This window comes from Amycolatopsis sp. DG1A-15b (assembly GCF_030285645.1).
GTDB lineage: Bacteria > Actinomycetota > Actinomycetes > Mycobacteriales > Pseudonocardiaceae > Amycolatopsis.
In genome coordinates, this window is sequence record NZ_CP127296.1 from 6,414,704 (window position 1) to 6,435,511 (window position 20,808).

Annotated in this window: 18 protein-coding genes; 5 read left to right on the forward strand and 13 right to left on the reverse strand. The window is 71.7% G+C overall.

Features of this window, described 5'->3' with window-relative positions:
• Position 1 precedes the first annotated feature (1 nt).
• Positions 2–376 (reverse strand): HAD-IA family hydrolase, encoded by a 375-nt coding sequence (locus tag QRY02_RS29415; RefSeq protein WP_285993944.1) that lies wholly within the window; start codon positions 374–376, stop codon positions 2–4.
• A 187-nt stretch (positions 377–563) separates the two neighbouring features.
• Here QRY02_RS29415 and QRY02_RS29420 point away from each other — a divergent pair, with 187 nt between their 5' ends.
• Positions 564–1,022, forward strand: a complete 459-nt coding sequence (locus tag QRY02_RS29420) for an Rv3235 family protein (protein WP_285986083.1) — start codon at positions 564–566, stop codon at positions 1,020–1,022.
• A gap of 310 nt (positions 1,023–1,332) precedes the next feature.
• Here the strand turns inward: QRY02_RS29420 and QRY02_RS29425 are convergent, their stop codons facing one another.
• From QRY02_RS29425 to QRY02_RS29460, 8 genes are all read right to left on the reverse strand, one after another.
• Positions 1,333–2,544, reverse strand: a complete 1,212-nt coding sequence (locus QRY02_RS29425) for a cytochrome P450 (protein ID WP_285986084.1) — start codon at positions 2,542–2,544, stop codon at positions 1,333–1,335.
• Between the two features lie 65 nt (positions 2,545–2,609).
• On the reverse strand, positions 2,610–5,489 hold the full coding sequence (gene secA / locus QRY02_RS29430) for a preprotein translocase subunit SecA (RefSeq protein WP_285986085.1): 2,880 nt from the start codon (positions 5,487–5,489) through the stop codon (positions 2,610–2,612).
• Between the two features lie 207 nt (positions 5,490–5,696).
• Complete coding sequence (gene hpf / locus QRY02_RS29435; protein ID WP_285986086.1) at positions 5,697–6,383, reverse strand: ribosome hibernation-promoting factor, HPF/YfiA family; 687 nt, start codon at positions 6,381–6,383, stop codon at positions 5,697–5,699.
• Between the two features lie 773 nt (positions 6,384–7,156).
• Positions 7,157–7,462 (reverse strand): hypothetical protein, encoded by a 306-nt coding sequence (locus QRY02_RS29440; protein ID WP_387050641.1) that lies wholly within the window; start codon positions 7,460–7,462, stop codon positions 7,157–7,159.
• A gap of 821 nt (positions 7,463–8,283) precedes the next feature.
• Positions 8,284–10,020 carry an LpqB family beta-propeller domain-containing protein gene (locus tag QRY02_RS29445; protein ID WP_285986087.1) on the reverse strand — a complete coding sequence of 579 codons (1,737 nt, stop codon included), beginning with the start codon at positions 10,018–10,020 and terminating at the stop codon, positions 8,284–8,286.
• Complete coding sequence (gene mtrB, locus QRY02_RS29450; protein WP_285986088.1) at positions 10,017–11,741, reverse strand: MtrAB system histidine kinase MtrB; 1,725 nt, start codon at positions 11,739–11,741, stop codon at positions 10,017–10,019. Before mtrB ends, QRY02_RS29445 begins: the two co-directional genes overlap by 4 nt.
• A 7-nt stretch (positions 11,742–11,748) precedes the next feature.
• Positions 11,749–12,426 (reverse strand): MtrAB system response regulator MtrA, encoded by a 678-nt coding sequence (mtrA, locus tag QRY02_RS29455; RefSeq protein ID WP_005150760.1) that lies wholly within the window; start codon positions 12,424–12,426, stop codon positions 11,749–11,751.
• Positions 12,427–12,605: 179 nt separating this feature from the next.
• Entirely contained in the window at positions 12,606–12,920 is a 315-nt protein-coding gene (locus tag QRY02_RS29460; protein WP_285986089.1) for a bifunctional 3-phenylpropionate/cinnamic acid dioxygenase ferredoxin subunit, read from the reverse strand.
• Between the two features lie 165 nt (positions 12,921–13,085).
• Here QRY02_RS29460 and QRY02_RS29465 point away from each other — a divergent pair, with 165 nt between their 5' ends.
• A complete protein-coding gene (locus QRY02_RS29465) occupies positions 13,086–13,871 on the forward strand; it encodes an IclR family transcriptional regulator (protein WP_285986090.1) in 786 nt (261 codons plus the stop codon).
• Here the strand turns inward: QRY02_RS29465 and QRY02_RS29470 are convergent.
• Positions 13,868–14,851: a helix-turn-helix transcriptional regulator gene (locus tag QRY02_RS29470; protein WP_285986091.1), complete on the reverse strand. Its 984-nt coding sequence runs from the start codon at positions 14,849–14,851 to the stop codon at positions 13,868–13,870. The two genes, QRY02_RS29465 and QRY02_RS29470, sit on opposite strands and share 4 nt — an antisense overlap.
• 64 nt (positions 14,852–14,915) lie before the next feature.
• Between QRY02_RS29470 and QRY02_RS29475 the strand changes: the two genes are divergently transcribed.
• The 3 genes from QRY02_RS29475 to solA all read left to right on the forward strand — a co-directional run bounded on the left by QRY02_RS29475 (position 14,916) and on the right by solA (position 18,631).
• Positions 14,916–15,365 (forward strand): hypothetical protein, encoded by a 450-nt coding sequence (locus QRY02_RS29475; protein ID WP_285986092.1) that lies wholly within the window; start codon positions 14,916–14,918, stop codon positions 15,363–15,365.
• Between the two features lie 87 nt (positions 15,366–15,452).
• Complete coding sequence (locus tag QRY02_RS29480; protein ID WP_285986093.1) at positions 15,453–17,504, forward strand: FAD-dependent oxidoreductase; 2,052 nt, start codon at positions 15,453–15,455, stop codon at positions 17,502–17,504.
• The gene (gene solA / locus QRY02_RS29485; RefSeq protein WP_285986094.1) at positions 17,501–18,631 is read left to right on the forward strand and encodes an N-methyl-L-tryptophan oxidase; all 1,131 of its coding nucleotides are present in this window, start codon (positions 17,501–17,503) and stop codon (positions 18,629–18,631) included. Before QRY02_RS29480 ends, solA begins: the two co-directional genes overlap by 4 nt.
• Here solA and QRY02_RS29490 read toward each other — a convergent pair.
• The 3 genes from QRY02_RS29490 to QRY02_RS29500 all read right to left on the reverse strand — a co-directional run bounded on the left by QRY02_RS29490 (position 18,620) and on the right by QRY02_RS29500 (position 20,758).
• Positions 18,620–19,273, reverse strand: a complete 654-nt coding sequence (locus QRY02_RS29490; RefSeq protein WP_285986095.1) for a dTMP kinase — start codon at positions 19,271–19,273, stop codon at positions 18,620–18,622. The genes solA and QRY02_RS29490 overlap by 12 nt on opposite strands.
• Before the next feature lie 163 nt (positions 19,274–19,436).
• Positions 19,437–20,186, reverse strand: coding sequence for a hypothetical protein (locus QRY02_RS29495; protein ID WP_285986096.1), 750 nt, complete (start codon positions 20,184–20,186; stop codon positions 19,437–19,439).
• Positions 20,183–20,758 (reverse strand): papain-like cysteine protease family protein, encoded by a 576-nt coding sequence (locus QRY02_RS29500; RefSeq protein ID WP_285986097.1) that lies wholly within the window; start codon positions 20,756–20,758, stop codon positions 20,183–20,185. The genes QRY02_RS29495 and QRY02_RS29500 overlap by 4 nt, the downstream gene beginning before the upstream one ends.
• Positions 20,759–20,808 lie beyond the last annotated feature (50 nt).

Genomic DNA, 20,808 nt, shown 5'->3' on the forward strand with positions numbered 1-20,808 from the left:
CTCACCCGGCGGAGAACAGCACGGCGAGTTCGTCCAGCGTCTCGCTGACCGACCGGTGGTGCACCCCGACCATGCCCGCCTCGACGGCGCCGCGGATGTTCGTCGCCGAGTCGTCGACGAACGCGCAGCGCGCGGCGGGCAGCCCGAGCCGGTCGGCCGCGATCAGGTAGACCGCCGGGTCCGGTTTGGCCACGCCGACCTCGCCGGAGAACACCAGGGCGTCGAAGTAGTCGGACATCGTGTTCTTGACCTCGTCCGACGCCCCGGGGGCGTTGGACAACAGCGCGGTGCGGACGCCGCGCTCGCGTGCGGCCGCCAGGTAGTCGTAGAACCGGCCGGCGTCGGGATCGGTGAGAACTCCGGCGAAATCGACCAATAGCCCTTTCAGCACCCGGCACACCATAGCCGGGGCGGCGACGCGGTGTCTCACCGATCGGTCGGCTTACCGCAACGGTCGCCGCGAATCCACGGCTTCGGCGGTTCTCGCCCGGATCGTGCGATTCCGGTGTCCTTTCCGGTCCGTTCCCCCTCTAAGCGAATAGCCGAGTCAGGGAGGGAAGGAAATGATCGAGGAACACCGGTTGCGGACGTTGATCCACTGCGAGGCGGTTCGCCGGGCGGACCGTCCGGACGAGGGGACACCGAGGGAGGAGCACCGCGGCGGCGGACGGTACCCGGCGCCGAGGCAGCTCGATGCGGGCGAGGTGGGCCACCTGCTGAACACGCTGCTGGAGGCCTACGACGGCCGCCGCCCGGCGGCGCAGGTCCGCGCCTTGGTGGCGCCGGAGGTGTACGCGGGTTTCGCCGGGCCACGCCGGACGAGGCCACGGCACCGGACGCAGACGATCCACACGTGCACTCCGGCACCGGAGGTGGTCGAGGCGTGCGCGCGCGTGGAGGCGGACGGCCGGTCGTTCGCACTGGCGGCCCGCTTCACCCGCACCCCGACGGGCTGGCGGTGCGTGCGGTTCGCGCTGTTGAAACCCCAGCAACCGGCCAACCCGATCCGGCGGGCGGCGTGAGACGGGGGCGTGGGGGCCGCTCACCACCGGCCGAAAGCGCGGGGCTGATGCGGGGTGCAGGTCGCTCGCCACCGGCTGAAAGCGCCGAGCTGAGGCGGGAGGTGCGAGCCGCTCACCACCGGCTGAAAGCGGCGAGGCGAGGCGGGGTCTTGGTTGCCCGCTCCCCGGCGGCCGGCGGCTTGCGGGGGTGCGCCACATCAACCGCCACCACCCACGGGGAGCCGCGCCGCTCCGACGCGGCGCGGTTCGCTGGGCCGACGTTGTCGTCACGGGCGGCGCGGCGCGGCGCGGTCCGCGTTGCGTCCGGAACCTACCCGCCGCTCGCCACCGAAAGGGCCGACAAGCCACGCAAAGTGGTCGTCGGGTTCCACTCCGGGGTGCCCGCCAATGCCAGGTCCGGGCGGCGGCGGGCCAGTTCGCGGAATGCGATGCGGGCCTCCAACCTCGCCAATGGCGCTCCCAAGCAGAAGTGGATGCCCTGGCCGAACGCCAACTGGCGGCCCGGCTCCCGCGCCGGGTCGAAGGATTCCGGGGACGGGCCCGTTGCCGGGTCGCGGTTGGCCGCGCCGAGCACGATGATCAGCTGGCTGTCCGCCGGTACCGCCAGCCCACGCAGCTCCGTGTCGCGCAGGGCCGTGCGGGCCGTCAGCTGGACCGGTGAGTCGTAGCGCAGCACCTCCTCCACCACCCGCGCCGCGTTCTCGCCGTCCGTGCCCAGCGGTTTGAGGCCGTCCGGGCCGCGCAGCAGCGCCAGGACTCCGTTGCCGATCAGGTTGGTCGTCGTCTCGTGGCCGGCGATCAGCAGGAGCGTGAGCGTCACCAGCAGCTCGCCCTCGCTGAGCACGTCGCCCGCGTCGGACACCGCGACCAGGGCCGACAACAGGTCGTCACCCGGCTCGCGCCGTCGCCGGGCCGCCAGCTCGCGGAAGTAGCCCACGAACGACTGGCGTGCCTTGACCGCCGGTTCGAACGTCTCCGGGCGCTGCAGGAACGGCGGGTCCAGCGCCCGCGCCATCGCGTGCGACCACTCCGCGAAACGCTCGCGGTCGTCCAGCGGTACGCCGAGGAGTTCCGCGATCACCTCGACCGGCAACGGCTTCGCGAGCGCCGTCATCACGTCGAACTCCGCCGGCGCGCCGTCTATGAGTGCGGCCGTGATCTCCTCGATGCGCGGCGTGAGCTGCTCGACCATCCGCGGTGTGAACGCCTTCGCCACCAGCCGCCGCAGGCGCGTGTGGTCCGGCGGGTTCAGCGAGAGGAACGCCCGGACCACGCGTCCTGATTCGTCGACCGGCTGGTCCGGGAGGCGGTCCGCCGGATCCAGGTACTCAGGCTCGGGGTGCCCGAACGCCGGGTCGCGCAGCACCTGGGTCGCCTCGGCGAGGCCGCTCACCACGAACAGCCGCTCGTTCAGCGCCGCGACCGGCCACCGCTCGCGCCACCGCCGGTACGCCGGGTACGGGTCCGGCCGCCGCTCGGCCGCGAACAACGCGAAGAACTCCTGCGGATCCGCCGACGTCACCAAACACTCCCCCGTTCATGACACCGGGGCGCGCGGACCAGCCGCGCGCCCCGGTCACACCCGTGTCAGCGACGCGGGCCCTTCTTGCCCTTCTTGGCGGCGTCACGCTGGGCGGCGCGACGGTCCCGGCGGGTACCGCCACCGCCCGCGGCCTGCGCCTCGCCGTCGGCGTGGGACTCGACCTCGCCGTCCTCGCCCGGGCCGGACAGCGTCATGCCCGACTGCTGGCCACCGCCGCCGAGGCCCTTGCCGCGCAGGGCGGCCGGGACGGACTCGGTGTCGGTCGTCGGCGGCTGCGGCGGCGCCGGACGCGCGTGCCGGCCCTCCGCCGCTTGGCCGTTGCCGGTGGGGACGCCCGTCGGCAGCGCCGCGGCCTCCTCGGCCGGCGGTGCCTCGGCGCGCTCGACCTGCAGGTTGAACAGGAAGCCGACGGCCTCCTCCTTCAGCGAGTCGAGCATCGCGCGGAACATGTCGAAGCCCTCGCGCTGGTACTCGATCAGCGGGTCGCGCTGGGCGAGCGCCCGCATGCCGATGCCCTGCTTGAGGTAGTCCATCTCGTAGAGGTGCTCGCGCCACTTGCGGTCGAGGACCGTCAGCATCACCTGGTGCTCCAGGGTCCGCATGCCCTCGGGGCCGACGAGCGCGTTGATCTCCGCTTCGCGCTTGTCGTAGGCGTTGCGGGCGTCCTGGACCAGCGCCTCGCGCAGGGAGCTCTCGTCGAGGTCGCCGTCCTCCATGAGGTCGTCCCACTCGATGCTCACCGGGTACAGCGTCTTCAGCGCCGTCCACAGCTTCTCGTGGTCCCAGTCCTCGGCGTAGCCGTTGGCCGTCGCACCGTCCACATAGGCGTTGACGACGTCGACGAGCATGCCCTCGATCTGGTCGCGCAGGTTCTCGCCGGCCAGCACGCGGTGGCGCTCGGCGTAGATCACCTTGCGCTGCTCGTTCATGACCTCGTCGTACTTGAGGACGTCCTTGCGCTGCTCCATGTTGATCTGCTCGACCTGGGTCTGCGCGCTCTTGATGGCCTTGGAGACCATCTTGTGCTCGATCGGCACGTCGTCGGGCAGGCGCATGGTCGTCATGACGCGCTCGACCATCGTCGCGTTGAAGCGGCGCATGAGCTCGTCACCGAGCGACAGGTAGAAGCGGGACTCGCCCGGGTCGCCCTGCCGGCCGGAACGGCCGCGGAGCTGGTTGTCGATGCGGCGCGACTCGTGCCGCTCGGTGCCCAGCACGTACAGCCCGCCCGCCTCGCGGACCTCCTCGGCCTCGGCCTTGGACTCGGCCTTGACCTGCTCCAGGACCTCCGGCCACGCGGCCTCGTACTCCTCGGAGTGCTCGACCGGGTCCAGGCCGCGCTCGCGCAGCACCTGGTCGGCGATGAGGTCGGGGTTGCCGCCCAGCACGATGTCGGTACCACGGCCGGCCATGTTCGTGGCGACCGTGACGGCGCCCTTCTGGCCGGCGCGCGCGACGATCAGCGCCTCCCGGTCGTGGTGCTTCGCGTTCAGCACCTCGTGCGGCACGCTCAGCTTGACCAGCAGCTTCGACAGCCGCTCGGACTTCTCGACGCTCGTGGTGCCGACCAGCACCGGCTGGCCCTTTTCGAACCGCTCGGCGATGTCCTCGGCGACCGCCTCGTACTTCGCTTCCTCGGTCTTGTAGATCAGGTCCGGCTGGTCCTGGCGGACCATCGGGCGGTTCGTCGGGATCGGCACCACACCCAGCTTGTAGGTCTGGTGGAACTCGGCGGCCTCGGTCTCGGCCGTACCGGTCATCCCGGCGAGCTTGCCGTAGAGGCGGAAGTAGTTCTGCAGCGTGATCGTGGCGAGGGTCTGGTTCTCGGCCTTGATCTCGACCTTTTCCTTGGCCTCGATCGCCTGGTGCATGCCCTCGTTGTAGCGGCGGCCGTGCAGCACGCGGCCGGTGAACTCGTCCACGATCATGACTTCGCCGTTGCGGACGATGTAGTCCTTGTCGCGGTGGAAGAGCTCCTGGACCTTGAGCGCGTTGTTCAGGTACCCGACCAGCGGGGTGTTGGCGGCCTCGTACAGGTTTTCGATGCCGAGCTGGTCCTCGACGAACCGGACGCCCTTCTCGGTGACCGCGACGGTCCGCTTCCGCTGGTCGACCTCGTAGTGGTACTTCGAGTTGATCAGGTTCGTCTTCTCGACGCGCTCGCGCGAGCCCATCGTGGTGGTGTCGATGCCCTGCATCAGCGGGGCGAGCCGCGCGAACTCGACGTACCAGCGCGACGACTGGTCGGCCGGGCCGGAGATGATCAGCGGCGTCCGGGCCTCGTCGATGAGGATCGAGTCCACCTCGTCGACGATGGCGTAGTAGTGGCCGCGCTGGACGCAGTCGTCCAGGCTCCACGCCATGTTGTCGCGCAGGTAGTCGAAGCCGAACTCGTTGTTCGTGCCGTAGGTGATGTCGGCGTTGTACTGGGAGCGCCGCACCTCCGGCTGCTGCTCCGAGAGGATGACGCCGACCTCGAGGCCGAGGAAGCGGTGGATGCGGCCCATCCACTCCGAGTCACGCTTGGCCAGGTAGTCGTTCGTCGTGACGACGTGGACGCCCTTGCCGGGGATGGCGTTGAGGTAGGCGGGGAGGACGCAGGTGAGCGTCTTGCCCTCGCCGGTCTTCATTTCGGCGACCTGGCCGAGGTGCAGCGCCGCGCCGCCCATCAGCTGGACGTCGAAGTGACGCTGGCCCAGCACCCGCTTGGCCGCCTCCCGGACGACCGCGAAGGCCTCCGGGAGCAGGTCGTCGAGGGATTCCCCGTCGCCGTTCCGCTTGCGGAACTCCTCGGTCTTGGCCCGCAGCTCGGCGTCGGTCAGGTCCTTGACGTCGTCTTCGAGGGTGTTGATGTGATCGGCGATGTTGCGCAGCCGCTTCACCATCTTGCCCTCACCCGCGCGGAGCAGGCGGTTCAGCACCATCCGGTCGACCTCACTAGCTGAATATGAGCACGCCCAGGCCGGTCCCGGGCAGGTTCTCCCGCGGTGGCGGCCGTGTTCGGCGCCACCTTCCCACCCCCATCGTAGGGAACGGTGGCCGTCGTGTGCACACGCCGTACGTCCTGACATGCGGAGGGCCCGCACGCGAGCGCGTGCGGACCCTCCGTCAAGACCTCCCTCGGGCTCGGCTCAGCCGAGCCGGATCACGCCGTAGTCGAAGCCTTTCCGCCGGTAGACCACGCTGGGCCGGCCCGCTTCGGAGTCGTTGAAGAGGTAGAAGTCGTGGCCGACCAGCTCCATCTCGTAGAGAGCCTGGTCCACCGTCATGGGTTCGGCGGTGTGCTGCTTCTCGCGAACGACGCGGCCGGGCTGGTGGCCCAGGTCATCGTCGGCCCAGCTCTGCTGCTGGGGCAGGTGGAATTCTTCGGCACTCGCGAAGCCGTTCGTCTGCGGCTCGGCTTCGGGTGCGTCCAACACCGCGGTACGCGCGGCGGGACTGGCTGCGGCCGGGGATCCACCACCCGGCAGTGCCGAGGTCGCCTCGGCGACCGATTCCGGGCGGCTGCGGCCGTAGTGCACGCGCCGCCGGTCGTGTGTCCTCCGCAGCCGGTTTTCCAGCTTGGTGACTGCGGAATCGAGCGCCGCGTAGAAGTCGGCGGCACACGCTTCAGCGCGTACGGCCGGGCCCCGCCCCTTTCCGGTGATTTCGACGCGCTGGCAACTCTTGGCCTGGCGCCGGTTCGGTTCGTGGAACAGTTCCACGTCGTACCGGATGACTTTCCTGTCGTAGCGCTCGAGGCGGGCCAGCTTTTCGCTGACAAGCGCCCGATAGTGGTCGGGCACCTCCACGTTGCGGCCCTTAACGACGATGTCCATACACGACCTCCCTCGCTGAGATGACTGCGAGCTGATGTGTTCACACACGGCGCCGGTATTGCGGGGACGTGAGCCCGGATCGCGGGCTGAGAAGGAACTCGGAAACGGTGGACGACGTCTCGTTCCGGTGACCGAGCGCGGACTCAGCGCACCTCCGGCGCCAGGGACATGGGCTCGTCACCTCCCTGCCTGCGGGGATTGCTGATTGCGGAGCACGTTAGCTTCCTCACGCCCGTTACAACAGCCCCCGAGCCGGGGGATGTCAGGGGGTGGGACCCGGTCACCCCACGCAGTGATCGCGGAGTGGGCACCACAAAACACCCGCTGGTCGGACGCGGCGCGGTGACCGTGCTTTCACACGGACGGCGCACCGCTGCCTGCTGGTGGACGCCGAGGGTGACAGCCCGGTCTCCCGCAGCCGCCACTCCGGTGGAGTGGTGCGGCGGCCGAGTGATCGTGATCGACACCCTCATGCCCGGACAACGGGCGCCGGTCCGCTCGCGTTCCCGGCAGTTGTCACTCGGATAGGCGACGTCAGGTTCACCCGGGCGCGAGAAGTGGTTCCCCGTCGGACTTTTTTGCGGCTTGAGCTGGGGAGAAGTTGGTTGCTGAGCCGGGCCGGGGGCGTTTGATCGGGGTGAGCCGCGGAACCGGTACCACGGTGGTTCGTCGTGTGTTGCGGGTTTGGTAGCCCGGTCTGCGCACTTCCTGGGGAAGGTCCACAGTGGTGCCCATGGGTCGGTTTTCGAAGTGCGGCGGCGAACCCGGCCGGTTCAGCCGGCGGCCAGGAGGGTCAGGACGGCGGAGACCGTGAATCCCGCCGCCGCAAGGGCTCTGGTGCAGGCCGCCGCGGTGGCACCGGTGGTGATCACGTCGTCCAGGACCACGATGCTCAATCCCGGCGGCGGCCGCCCGGCCTCACGAAACCTCAGGCGGCCGGCCAGGTTGGCCATACGCTGTTCGCGGCTCAAGCCGACCGCGTCGCGGGCCGCGCCCGCCAGCTCCAACGCCGGGGCAACGACGACTTCGATGCCCCGCGCCGCGAGGACGCTCGCCGCCGCGTGGGCCAGGCGCTCCACGTGCGGGCCACCGCGCACCCGCGCCGCCGACGGGCGGCTCGGGGCCGGGACCAGGCAGATCGCCCGGGGCGAGGGTCTTGCCGGGGTCGGGGGTGCGGCGCGCCCCGGGGTGGGATCGGACCCGTCTGGGGGATGCGCCGGACGAGGATGAGCGCCGGTCGGTAGGCCCGAACCGGCATTCGGCCGGGTCGAAGCTGCGCCGAGCCCAGCCGACCCGGCCGAACCGACCCCCGCCCGGCCCGAAGCTCCGCCGGAACCAGCCGAAACCCCACCCGATCCAGCCGCACCCGCCACGGCCGACATGCCGCTCAAACCGGCCGAACCGACACCCAGCCCAGCCGAACCCACACTCGCCCGGCCCGAAGCTCCGCCGGAACCAGCCGAAACCCCACCCACCCCAGCCGGACCTGCTCCCACTCGGGCCGAAGCTCCGCCAGACCCAGCCGAAGCCCCACCCGGCCCCCCGATCGCCGCCGGCTTCAGCGGCAGCGCCACCAGCGCCTCCGCCACCGCCCGCCCCAACGAAGGCGCCAGGTCACGGCGGCCGCGCTCCTTGTACGCGATCAGCAACCTCCGGCCCACCCCGTGGTACCTGGCCAGTGCGAACACCCGCACCAACCCCGCCGTGGGCCCTCGCACCACCTCCCGAGCCGCGCCCCACACGCGCTCGCACCCGGCGCAACACGGCTCGCCGCGGGCTCCGCACGCGGCGCAGCGGCTGGGGATCAGCAGATCGAGCAGTCTCTTCAGCACACCGACAGTGTCACGACCGGCACCGACAGTTTCGAACGCCCGGACGTCACCCGCCCGAGTGAAAAAAATCAGCCCGGGTAGAAGGGGTCCGCGTCCTTCATCGTGTGGCTTTGCGGGCGCCACACCTCGCCCAGCACCGACGCCGTCCACAGGCCGTTCGCGTCCGCGACCACGATCTGGCGGCCGGGGGCCGCCGTCACGCCGTGGACCGTCGGGGTCAGGTTGCTGCTGTTGAACGCGTCCAGGCGCTGGCCGTCGACCGTCACCTTGACCACCGGCTGGGACGGCGACTTCGTCACCGCCACCAGGCTGTCCGGGGCGATCCAGTCGACGTCGACGACGTCCTCGAGGTCGTGCGGCTGGAGGTGGCGCGGTTCGCGCAGCGACACCGAGTCGCCGTTGGCGACCACCGAGGCCACCCACAGCTCACCCTTGATCACCGCCGCGACGCGGGCGCCGTCGCGGGAAAACCGGAGTTCCGTGAGGTCGCCCTGCTGGGTCAGGTCCGTGGCGTTGACACTCAGCGCCGTCCACTGGCCGTTCTGGTCGAGCACCATCCGGCCCACCGACGGCCCGTCGACCACCGTCCACAGCTCGCCGGTGCCGGGGCGCCACGTCGGGCGGGTCAGGGAGCTGCCACCGAGGGTGGTCAGCGCCAGGTCGCGGCCGAGGTCGCCGATCCGCAGCCGCACGCCGCCGCCGCTGCGCTCCACCACCGCCAGGCGCTTGCCGTCGATCGACTGGGCCGCGCTCACGACGTCGTACCCGCCGTTGCCCGCCGGGCCCGGCACCGGGGCGCCGTCACCGAGGGAACGGACCCGGCCGCCGACCGTCATCAAGCCCGGCAGCTGCAAGCTGATCGACAGCGACGCGCCGTACGCGGGCAGGTCGTTCTGCCGCCAGTCCGGGTGGTTCGGCACGAGCGGGGCGCCGTCGCCGAGGATGCGGATCCGGGCCGACGTGACGTACTGCAGGGACAGCACGATCTGCGCCGCGATCAGGTTCCGGATGTCGTCGGGCACCCCCGAGAGCCCGGTCAGCGGCACCACCAGCGTCCCGTCGTCGAGGCTCTTGACGTTCGTGTCGATCTCGATGGGTTCGCCGAGCAGGTTCTTCACCGCGCCGGCCAGGCTCGTCGACGGCCCGCTGACCAGCAGGTCCATCACCCGGCCCGGCAGCCCCGACTGCGGCTTCGCGAGGACGTACCGCCGATCGGGGACGAAGGTGGCCGACGACTCCGAGTAGAAGCTCACCGGCACCGGTGTGTAGTTCTCGCTGAAGTCGGACTCGGTCGCGTACAGGTCGGGCGGCGGGTCGACGATCCGCCACTGGCCGTTCGCCTGCTTGCGCACCTTCACCTGCAGCATCGCCAGGCTGTAGTCCGGCACGAACGCGCTGTTCTGGTCCAGCGTGCCGATGTCGATCCCGCGGACGTTCACGACCTGCGTGTTCGGGTCCGGCGGCGGGCCGGTGTCGTAGACCGTGCCGAAGGTGTCCTGGATGATCGTCAGGCTGCGGCTCGGCCGCCAGTTCGCCCGGCTCTGCTCGTCCAGGTACGCCCGGGCGGCGGCGTTGTTCTGCCCCGGCTTGAGCGTCGCCCCCACGAAGGCGCGGACCAGCGACAGCGGGTCGATGCCCGGCGGCGGCTCCGGCACCACGTCACCGGAGCCCTGGCCCTGCCGCTCGCCGGACACCACCTGGGGCTGCGATTCCAGCGGCACGTTGGCGCAGCCCGCGAGCAGCACCGCGCACAGGACCGAAAGCAGGAGCTTCGCCCCGGTCCCCCGGAGAGCGTGTGGTTTCACTGACCGATTCCCTCACGTTCGGCGAAGATCGCCTCCGGCGCCGGCGTGACGTCGATGACGCCGAGCGGCACCTCGGTGGCGAACCGGTCGGGCGGCGGCAGGACCAGCGGCGAGTCCCCGGCGGGCACGTCCTGCTGACGCGGCAGCAGGAGCCGGAAGCAAGCGCCGTTGCCGGGCTCGCCCCACGCGTCGAGCTCGCCGCCGTGCAGGCGCGCGTCCTCCTGGCTGATCGCCAGGCCCAGCCCGGTCCCGCCGGTGCGCCGGTTGCGCGACGGGTCGGCGCGCCAGAACCGGTTGAACACCAGGTCCGCTTCACCGGGCCGCAGGCCGACGCCGTGGTCCCGGACCGTGATGGCGACGGCGGTGTCGTTCGCCCCGACCGTCAGCACCACCGGCTTGCCCTCGCTGTGGTCGACGGCGTTGGCGAGCAGGTTGCGCAGGATCCGCTCGACGCGCCGGGCGTCGACCTCGGCGATCACCTCTTCCCCGGGCAGCACGAGCTCCACCGAGCTGCCCGCGTTGCCGGCGATCACCCGGACCTGCTCGACCGCGCGGGTGGCGATCGGGCGGACGTCGATGAATTCCGCGGACAGGTCTTCGACACCGGCGTCGAGCCTGCTGATCTCCAGCAGGTCGCCGAGCAGCGCCTCGAACCGGTCCAGCTCGTCGACCAGCAGTTCCGTCGAGCGCGCGAGGCCGGCCGGGAACTGCTCGCGCGACGCGTGCAGCACGTCGGCGGCCATCCGGACGGTGGTCAGCGGGGTGCGCAGCTCGTGCGAGACGTCGGAGGTGAACCGGCGCTGCAGGCCGCCGAACTCCTCGAGCTGGCGGATCTGGCGCTGGATGCTCGCGGCCATCCCGTTGTAGGACACCGCGAGCTTCGCCAGGTCGTCTTCGCCGAGCACGGCGAGCCGCTGGTCGAGGTCGCCGCCGGCGAACTGCTCGGCCGCCGCGGCGGCCTGCCGGACCGGGCGGACCACCTGCCGCGTCACCAGGTTCGTGATGCCCGCCAGCAGGAGCAGCAGCACGAGCCCGCCGACCAGCAGCGTGTTCTGCACCGTGGAGACGGTGTTCTGCTCGGTCGTCAACGGGAACAGCAGGTACAGCTGCAGCGGGACGGCCACGGTGCTCAACGGCGTGCCGACGATCAGGTACGTCGTGCGTCCGCCCCCGGCCTCGGGGACGGTGTGCTCGAGGAAGCTCATCTGGTCGGCTTCGACGAACTGGCGCAGCCGCGGCGGCACGTTCTCGAACGGCCCCGCGGACGACGGGTTGGCGGTGGACTGGTCGTGGCCGCCGCTGGCGAGCACCGGGACGAACGTCCCCGCCGCCGACCCGGCCGCGTCCTGGCTGGTCGGCGTGATCGCGATCTTCTTCAGCGCGTTCTCGAGCCGGTTGTTCAGCGCCTCGACGTTCTCGGAGCCGAGGCCGACGAGCTCGCCGGCGGCCGTGTCCGCCGCCGCGCGGGTCTGCGCGACCGCCGCCGTGCGCTTGGTGTCCAGCAGCCGTTCGGTGATCTGGTTCTGCAGCACCATGCCGAGCACGAAGACCACGGCGGAGGACAGCGCGAGCGTCGACACGGTGACGCGGAACTGCAGCGAGTGCTTCCACAGCTCGTTGAACGCGACCGCACGGCGGCGCGCGAAAACGACGACACGCCGCAGGAGGCGTGCCGTCGAACGCGCGGAGGCAGGAAGCCGTCGGCCGGTCGCGAGAGTCATCGACTCATCACGGCGGGCCGGCCTTGTACCCGACGCCGCGAACGGTCAACACCACCTCGGGGTGTTCCGGGTCCTTCTCCACCTTCGAGCGCAGCCGCTGGACGTGCACGTTCACCAGCCGGGTGTCGGCCGCGTGGCGGTAGCCCCACACCTGCTCGAGCAGCACCTCGCGGGTGAACACCTGGCGCGGCTTGCGGGCCAGGGCCACCAGCAGGTCGAACTCCAGCGGGGTCAGCGGGATGGCCTTGCCTTCGCGCGTGACCTCGTGGCCCGGCACGTCGATCGCCAGGTCGCCGATGGTGAGCGATTCCGCCGGCTCGGCCTCGGTGCGGCGCATGCGGGCCCGGACCCGCGCGACCAGCTCCTTCGGCTTGAACGGCTTGACGACGTAGTCGTCGGCGCCGGACTCCAGGCCGAGGACGATGTCGACGGTGTCGCTCTTGGCGGTGAGCATGACGATCGGCACCCCGGACTCGGCGCGGATCGCCTTGCAGACGTCGATCCCGTTCATCCCGGGCAGCATCAGGTCGAGCAGGACGAGGTCGGGCTTCAGCTCACGCAGCGCGGGCAGCGCGCGTGAGCCGTCGGCGACCACCGCCGTGTCGAACCCCTCCCCACGGAGCACGATGGTGAGCATCTCCGCGAGGGCGGGGTCGTCGTCGACCACGAGAACACGTGCCTTCATGTCCACATATTCGCACTAGTTCCGGCGCCCGCACGCACGACCCGCGTGTTTGACCACCAGAAAGATCAAGATCGCCGGGACTGCCTGCTCCATCCGGGTGCCGGTACCGGCCGCTTTGGACGGCCCGTGGAGGCCGCGCCGGAACCCCGGTGCGGCCTCCACGGACCTGTGAGGGGGGCTCAAGGAACGGCCGGCACGGGCGCGTCGACGTACACGACGCCGTCGGTGACGACCACGCGGTGGGTCCGCACGGGGTCCTTCGCCGGCAGGCAGGCGGGCGCGCCGGTGCGCAGGTCGAACTGCGCGGCGTGCAACGGGCACTCGACGAAGCAGCCTTCCAGCCAGCCGTCGGCGAGCGAAGCGTCCTGGTGCGTGCAGGTGTCGTCGACGGCGAAGAAGCCGTCCTCGGTGTGGAACACCGCGATCGGAGCGGGACCGTCGAGACGGAGGGCCTCGCCCGGGGGCAGGTCGGTGACGGCGCAGGCTCGGATCATCAGGGCCTCCGGAGAACGACTGGCAGGATGCCGGGACGGTAGGTGAAAGTTGCGCATTACGCGACGATGCGCTCTTTGCGCAACAATCCGGTGCCGGGTACGCCCTCGTCAAGAGATTCGCCCACTCAGCGGATAGGAACCCCGCAAAACGGATACTGTTGCGCCATGCGAAACCAGGACTCGGGCAACGCAACTCAGAGCCAGGTGCAATCGGTCGACCGGGCCATCAGCGTGCTGGAACTGCTCGCGCGCAACGGCGAAACCGGCATCACCGAGATCGCGGGCGAGCTGGGCGTCCACAAGTCGACGGCGTCGCGCCTGCTCAGCGTCCTGGAGACCAGAGGCCTGGTCGAGCAGCTCGGCGAACGCGGGAAGTACGCGATCGGCTTCGGCATCGTCCGGCTGGCCGGTGCCGCGACCGGCCGCATGGACCTCGCGAAACTGGGCCGGGCCAGCTGCCTGGCGCTGGCCGAGGAGCTGGGCGAGACGGTGAACATCGCGATCGCCGACGACGGCGTCGCCATCAACATCAGCCAGGCCCGCGGCTCGGCCGCGATCACCACGCAGAACTGGACGGGCCAGCGGACGCCGCTGCACGCGACCTCGAGCGGCAAGGTCCTCCTGGCGTACATGGGCGAAGCCGAGCGCAAGCGGGTGCTGAAGCGGAAGCTGGAGCAGTACACCCCGCGCACGACGGTCGAGCCGGACGAGCTGATGACCGAGCTGGAACGGGTCCTCGAAGACGGTTACGCCGTCTGCTACGAAGAACTGGAACTCGGCATGCACGCCGTCGCCGTGCCGATCCACGGCCCGGGCGGGGACGTCGTCGCCGCGATGAGCGCTTCCGGGCCGTCGTACCGGCTCTCGAAGCAGCGCGTGAAGCAGATCGTGAAGCCGATGACCGAGGCGGCGGAGGAACTTTCCGCCCAGCTGGGCTATTTCCGGGACTAGCCGGGTTCCGGACCCGGGTACAGCCGCGCCATCGCGCGGATCGTGGTTCCCATGTGTGCCACCAGTTCCGCGGGCGCCAGCACCTGTGCGTCCGCGCCGAGCCGCAGCAGCCCGGCGGCCGCGTGGGGCACGCTTTCCAGCGGGACTTCCGCGCGCTGCCAGCCTTCGGCGTCCGCGGGTTCGAGCGTGCGCCCCGCGAGCCGCGCCGCTCGCGGGCCGAGGATGTCCGGCAGGGCGGCGATCCCGGCGGGCGACAGGCGCACGACGGCGGTCTCCCCCGCTTCGCTCTCCTCGTACCGTTCGACGTGCGCGCGCCAGAAATCCGCCAGGTCGAAGCCGGCCGGCCGGGTGAAGTGCTCGTCGAGCGCCCGGAACTCCTCGATGTTGCCGACGCGGTAGGTCCGCGGCTCGGGCCCGGCGACGAGGTACCAGACGCCGGCCTTGAGGACCAGGCCGAGCGGGTGCAGCCGCCGCGTCACGACACCGGGCGTGGGCGACCAGCGGCGGTACCGGACCTCGACGACCCGGTCCTGCCACAGCGCTTCCGCGGCCGCGAGCAGCTGCGGCACCGGATCCGCTTCGCGGTACCAGCCGGGCGCGTCGAGGTGGAACCGCTGCCGGATCCGCACCGACGCGTCGCGGTACGGCGTCGGCAGCGCGGCCATCAGCTTGAGCTCGGCGGCGGCCACCTGGGCACCCAGCCCCAGCTCGGCGGCCGGTTGCGGCAGCCCGGTGAGGAACAGGGACCCGGCTTCGCCTTCGGTCAGCCCGGTCAGCCGGGTCCGGTAGCCGTCCATCAGCTGGTAGCCGCCGTTCGGACCGCCTTCGGCGTAGATCGGGACACCGGCGGCGGCGAGCGCTTCGACGTCCCGGTACACGGTCCGCGCGGTCACGCCGAGCTCCGCCGCCAGCCGGGCGGCGCTCATCCTCCCCCGGTTCTGCAGCAACAGCAGCAGGGACACCAGCCGGCTCGCGCGCACCCGGCGAAGTCTGCCAGCGGCCACTGACAGGAGATGTCAGTGGCCGCACCCCAGGATCGCCGTCATGAACGACTTCGACTTCTTCGTCGGCTCCTGGACCGTGACGAACCGGCGGCTCGCCAACCCGCTCACCGGCAGCGACGACTGGGCCGTCTTCCCCGGCACGACCACCTGCCGGTCCCTCTTCGACGGCGGCGGCAACCTGGACGAGATCGTCTTCCCGACCTTGGGCTTCCGCGGCTGCACCCTCCGGCTCTTCGACGTCGAGCGCGAGGCGTGGTCGCTGTACTGGGCCAGCAACCGGACCGGGCTGCTCCAGCCGCCGGTCGTCGGCGCCTTCGACGGCGACCGCGGCGACTTCTACGGGGACGACACCCACGACGGGGCCCCGATCAAGGTCCGCTACACCTGGACGGGCACGACCACGGCGTCCCCGCGGTGGCAGCAGGCGTTCTCGGCCGACGGCGGGCGGGCCTGGGAAACCAACTGGATCATGGAGTTCGCCCGCGCCTGAGGGGACACCGTTTCGGGTGCTTGACACTGCGTCGCGCATGACGCACGTTGTTGCCGAAGACGCAACCTCGCCCGGAGGGATCCGCGAATGGCAGCACGGCCCCGGGTGGTCGTCGTCGGCTCCGGCCTGCTCGGCTGCGCGCTGGCCGACGAGCTGACCGAGCGCGGCTGGACCGACGTCACCGTCCTGGGCGCCGACGCGGACGACCACCCGGGCCTGGTGTTCCGCACCCACGCCGACCGCACGCTGACGGCGTTCGCCCAGTACACCGTCGAGAAGTACAGCGGGCTCGACGGCCAGTGGTGCTTCAACCCGGTGGGCAGCCTCGAAGTCGCGACGTCGCCGGAGCGGCTCGAGGACCTGAAGCAGCACCACGGCTGGGCGACGTCGTGGGGCGTGCGCGGCTACCTGCGCACGCCCCGCGAGTGCGTCGACCTGCACCCGCTGCTCGACGAAGCCCGGGTCCTCGGCGGCTTCCACGTCCCCGGCGACGGCCTGCTGCACGCGCCGCGCGCGGCCGAAGCCCAGGCCCGGCGGGCCAAAGCCCGCGGAGCCCGGTTCGCCGCCGAGGAGGTCACGGCGATCGAGCGCAGCGGCGGCCGCGTCACCGGGGTCGTCACCGCGGCCGGGCGGTTCCGCGCCGACGTCGTCGTGTCGTGCGCCGGCGAGTTCGCCGGCCTGGACGTGCCGCAGGTGCCCGTGACCCACGAGTACCTGCTGACGTCACCACTGCCGGAACTGGCCGGGCACAACGACGAACACGTGCAGGCGGGCAAGCCCGTGCTGCGCCACCTCGACACCGGGATGTACGTCCGCGAGCACGTCGACCGGCTCGGCGCCGGGGTGGCCGTCGTCGCCGACCTGCTGCCCGCACTCCGCGACGCCGACGTCGAAACCACCACGACGGTGACGCTTCCCGGCACCCCGGACGGGCGGCCGCTGCTGGGCGAGCACCCGGACATCGACGGTTTCTGGGTCGCCGGAGCCGTCCGGCCCGAGCACTCCGCCGGTGTCGCGCGCGAACTGGCGCGCTGGCTCGTCGACGGGCAGCCGTCGCTGGCCCTGCACGGCTGCGACCTCGCCCGGTTCGCTCGGTTCTCCCGGTTTTCTCCGGAGCCGGTCCGCGCCGGCCCCTTCCACGAACGGCAGATCGCGCTGGGTGCGCACTTCGGCTCCGCGGACGGCTGGGCGCGGCCGGAGCGGTATTCGGCCGAGGTGGCCGCCGAAGCGACGGTCGCCCGCGAGCGCGTCGCGATGTTCGACCTGACGTCCGAGCCGCGGCTGGCCGTCACCGGCCCCGGCGCGCTGCCGTTCCTACAGGCCATGACGACGAGCGAGCTCGCGAAAGCGCCGGGCACGGTGACGGAAACGCTGCTGCTCGGCGAGGACGGCGGCGTACGCGGCTGCCTGACCGTGGCCCGCCTCGGCGACGAGCGGTTCCACGTCGGCGCCGGCGGGCGGCTCGATTTCGCCTGGCTGCGACGGCATCTCCCGCGCGACGGCACGGTGCAGATCCACGAGACCACCCCCGGCACGTGCTGCCTCGGCCTGTGGGGGCCGCTCGCCGGCGAAGTCCTCCCGGAACTGTCCACAACGGACTTTTCGGCCGAAGAGACGTCCGTCGGGGCCGTCCCGGTCGTCGCCCTGCGACTGTCCACAGTGGGCGAACCGGGCTGGGAACTGCACACGACGGCGGATTTCGGGCGTCACCTGTGGGACACGCTCCGGGACCGCGGCGTGGCCGTCGCCGGCCACCGGGCCCGCACCAGCCTGCGGCTCGAGGCCGGCGTCCCGGCACCCGGCGTCGACTTCACGACCGAGCACGACCCGTACGAGGCCGGCCTCGGTTCCGCGGTCCGGATGGACAAGGGCTACTTCCTCGGCCGCGACGCGCTGGCGGGCCGTTCGGCGGCGACGGTGAGCCGTCGGCTGACCCGGCTGACGACCGGAAGTGTCGTCGCGGGCGGGGATCCGGTGTACGTCGACGGCCGCCCGGCCGGGTACGTCACCAGCGCCGGGTACGGCCACACCACGGGCAAAGCCATCGCGTACGCCTGGCTTCCCGTGGAATACAGCGGGTTCCGGACACCGGTGGAGGTCGGGCACTTCGGCACGCGCGTCCCGGGGAGGGTGGCATGACGCACTACGACGTGATCGTCGTCGGCCTCGGCGGGATGGGCAGCGCCGCGGCGTACCGGCTGGCGCAGCGCGGGCAGCGGGTGCTGGGCGTCGACCAGTTCGCGCCGGTGCACAACCGCGGGTCGAGCCACGGCGGTTCGCGGATCACGCGCCAGGCGTACCTCGAAGGCCCCGAGTACGTGCCGCTGCTGCTGCGGGCCCACGAACTGTGGGCCGGTCTCGAGCGCGACAGCGGGCGGCGGCTGTTCACCCGCTGCGGCGGGATCATGGTCGGCGCGGCGGAGTCGCGGACGATCACCGGCAGCACGGCGTCGGCTCACGCCTTCGACATCCCGCACGAGCTCCTGGACGCGGCGGAGATCCGGCGCCGGTTCCCGACGATGGCGCCGGCTCCGCACGAGGTCGCGCTGTACGAGCCGGGTGCCGGGCTGGTGTCCCCCGAAGGCAGCGTCGCCGCGCACCTGCAGCTCGCCGCGCGGTGCGGCGCCGAACTGCACCACGAGGAGAAGGTCTTCACCTGGAGCACCACGGCCGGCGGGGTGCGCGTCGGGACGTCGCACCACTACTACACGGCCGACCGCCTGGTGCTGTGCCCCGGCGCGTGGGCCGGCGAGCTGCTGCGCGGCTTCGGCATCGCCTTCACGGTCCGGCGGCAGGTGCAGTACTGGTTCGCGCCCTCGGGCGGGATCGAGCCGTTCCGGGAGCACCCCGTCTACCTCTGGGAAGGCGACGGCTACACGTTCTACGGCTTCCCGGCGCACAACGCGCCGGCGGACGGCGTCAAGGTCGCGTTCCACGGCGGCGGCCGGACGTGCACGCCCGACGGCATCGACCGGGCGGTGTCCGGCGACGAGGTCCACGAGATCGCGGCCGCGGTGAAGCGGCACCTGCCGACGCTGCCCGGCGCGTTCCTCCGGGCCGCGACCTGCATGTACACCGACACGGCGGACGAGAGCTTCGTGCTCGCCCCGCACCCGGCCGAGGAGCGGGTGGTGCTGGCGTGCGGGTTCTCCGGCCACGGCTTCAAGTTCGCCCCGGTGGTCGGGGAAATCCTCGCCGACCTGGTGGTGGACGGCACCACCGCGCACCCGATCGCGCAGTTCGACCCGGCCCGGTTACTGCCCTAGCAGGGTCGCCGCCAGCGCTTCGTGGTCCACGCCCGCGACGCCGTCCAGGACGTGCCACGGCGCGAGCCAGCCCGACGCGGCCAGCTCGTCGTAAACGGCCGCGCACCGCCGCTGCAGGCCGTCGTCGGTTTCGAAGGCGTCGCGCTCCCGGCCGGTCTCGGTCTCCGCGCGGCGTTCGGCGCGCTCGGCCGCGACCGCCGGGGCGACGCGCAGCAGCAGGTGCGCGTCCGGGCGGGGCAGGCCGAAGCGGTCGACCTCGAGCTCCCACACCCACTTCACGACTTCGCCGGCCGCGTCCTGCCGCAGGCGCGCGGCCGCGTACGCGGCGTTGGAGGCGACGTACCGGTCGAGCAGGACGACGTCGTGGGTGTCCCGCAGCTCGCGGATGCGGTCCGCGGCGCCACTGCGGTCCAGCGCGTAGAGCATCGCCATGCCGTACACCGAGTCGGCGAGGTCACCGTGCCCGCGGTGCAGGGCCTCGCGGACGAGGTCCGCGTGCACGCTCTCGCCGTAGCGCGGGAACGCCAGCGACGCCACGCTCGCGCCCTTGGCGCCCAGCGCCGCCGTCAGCCCGTCGGTCAGCGTCCGCTTGCCCGCGCCGTCGAGCCCTTCGATGACCACCAGTCGACCCACGCCGGTCACAGTACTGATCCGGCCAAAAGCAGGCCGATCCCCCGGGTCGCACGCAACCGTTGCTCCGAAATCATTCGGCCGTGCCTGTGGTCGGATCAGTACCGGTCAGCACAGCGGTGGTGGACCGGCGGGCTCGGTGGAAGGGGATCGACGCCGAGCCCGCCGGTTCGTCTCAGGCGGGGTGCCGCCGCAGGTGGAGCACGTAGCCGGCGCCGCTGACCGCGAGCACGCCGACGAGGATCAGCAGCGGCACCCAGCCGGTGTCGTGGCCGGACGGCGCCGGGCCGCCGTCGCCGCGGGGCATCACCTCGGACGTCGCGTCGAAGCCGCCGGCCTCGCCGTCGCGGGCGTACGCCGAGCCGGGGAGCTTGTCGGCGTAGCGCGCCTCGACGGTCTGCTGGTACCCGACGACCGCTTTGCCGTCGGCCAGCGACGTGACCCGGCCGTCGCGGACCGCGTACCAAGCGTCGATCTGCGGTTCGTGCAGCAGCTGGGCGCCCGCGGGCAGCTTCCGGGCGTACTCGCCCTCGACGTCACCCGAGGCGATGTTGCCGACCTGCCAGGTGCCGTCCCCGCCGCGGACCGACCAGAGCGTCGCGGTCCGGCCGTCGGAGGCACGCGCGGGGATCGCGAAGTAAGCAAAGTCACCTGGCGCCGCGTCGGGGTTTCCGGCGACGAAGTCCGGCGAGAGCTCGTACACCGCGTAGGCGTCCGGCGCGATCTGGACCGAAACCGGTCCGTGCGCGCCCGGGGCTTGGGCGAAGAACCGGACCAGGACGTCCTGGAACCCCGCGGCCGCGTCGTGCGCCGCGGAGGCGTCGGCGCTGCTGATGCCGGCGGACTGGGCCGCGCCTGACACCGGAGCCGTCATCAGCAGCGCCGCGCCGGTCAGCACGGCGAGCACGAGCGCCCGCCTGCTCATCGGGCGATCCCGGTGAGCGTGTGCGTCCAGGTGAAGGACGAATTCTGCGTGTAGTAGCCGTAGGTCGACCAGTTGTAGCGCTTGGCGGGGCCGGGGTCGCCCCAGAACACCCAGTCGCCGCGGGTGTCGTAGCCGTAGAGGACGTGCACGTGGCCGCCGCCCGAGTTCCAGCCGACCCGGGTCTCGACGGGCTGGTTCGCGGCGGTCTGCGTCCGGACGTCGGCGTAGGAGATGCGGCGGTCGAGGTAGCGGCCCGGCGAGCTGAAGCCGAGCCGGGCGAACGCGCGCTGCGGGTCGGCGAGGGTGCCGGGGAGGTTGGCGCAGTCCACGCCGGTTTCACCGTGGGCCAGCTGGCAGAACCGCGTCTGGCTGACGACCGCGCCGTGGTAGGCGGCGATGGTGTTGCCCGCGCCGGCCCAGCACCACTGGTTCTTCTGCTGGAGCTGCAGGACGATCCCGGTCCGGTAGGTCGACGGCACTCCGGGCGCGGCTCCGGCGGTGACCGGCGCGACCAGGCACAACAGCAGGCTCACGGCCAGTACGGCGTGGACCCGGCTCGACTTCACCAGCACAGACGGCCTCCTGCGGAGGAGTGGGCGAACCAGCGGTGGTCACAACGGTG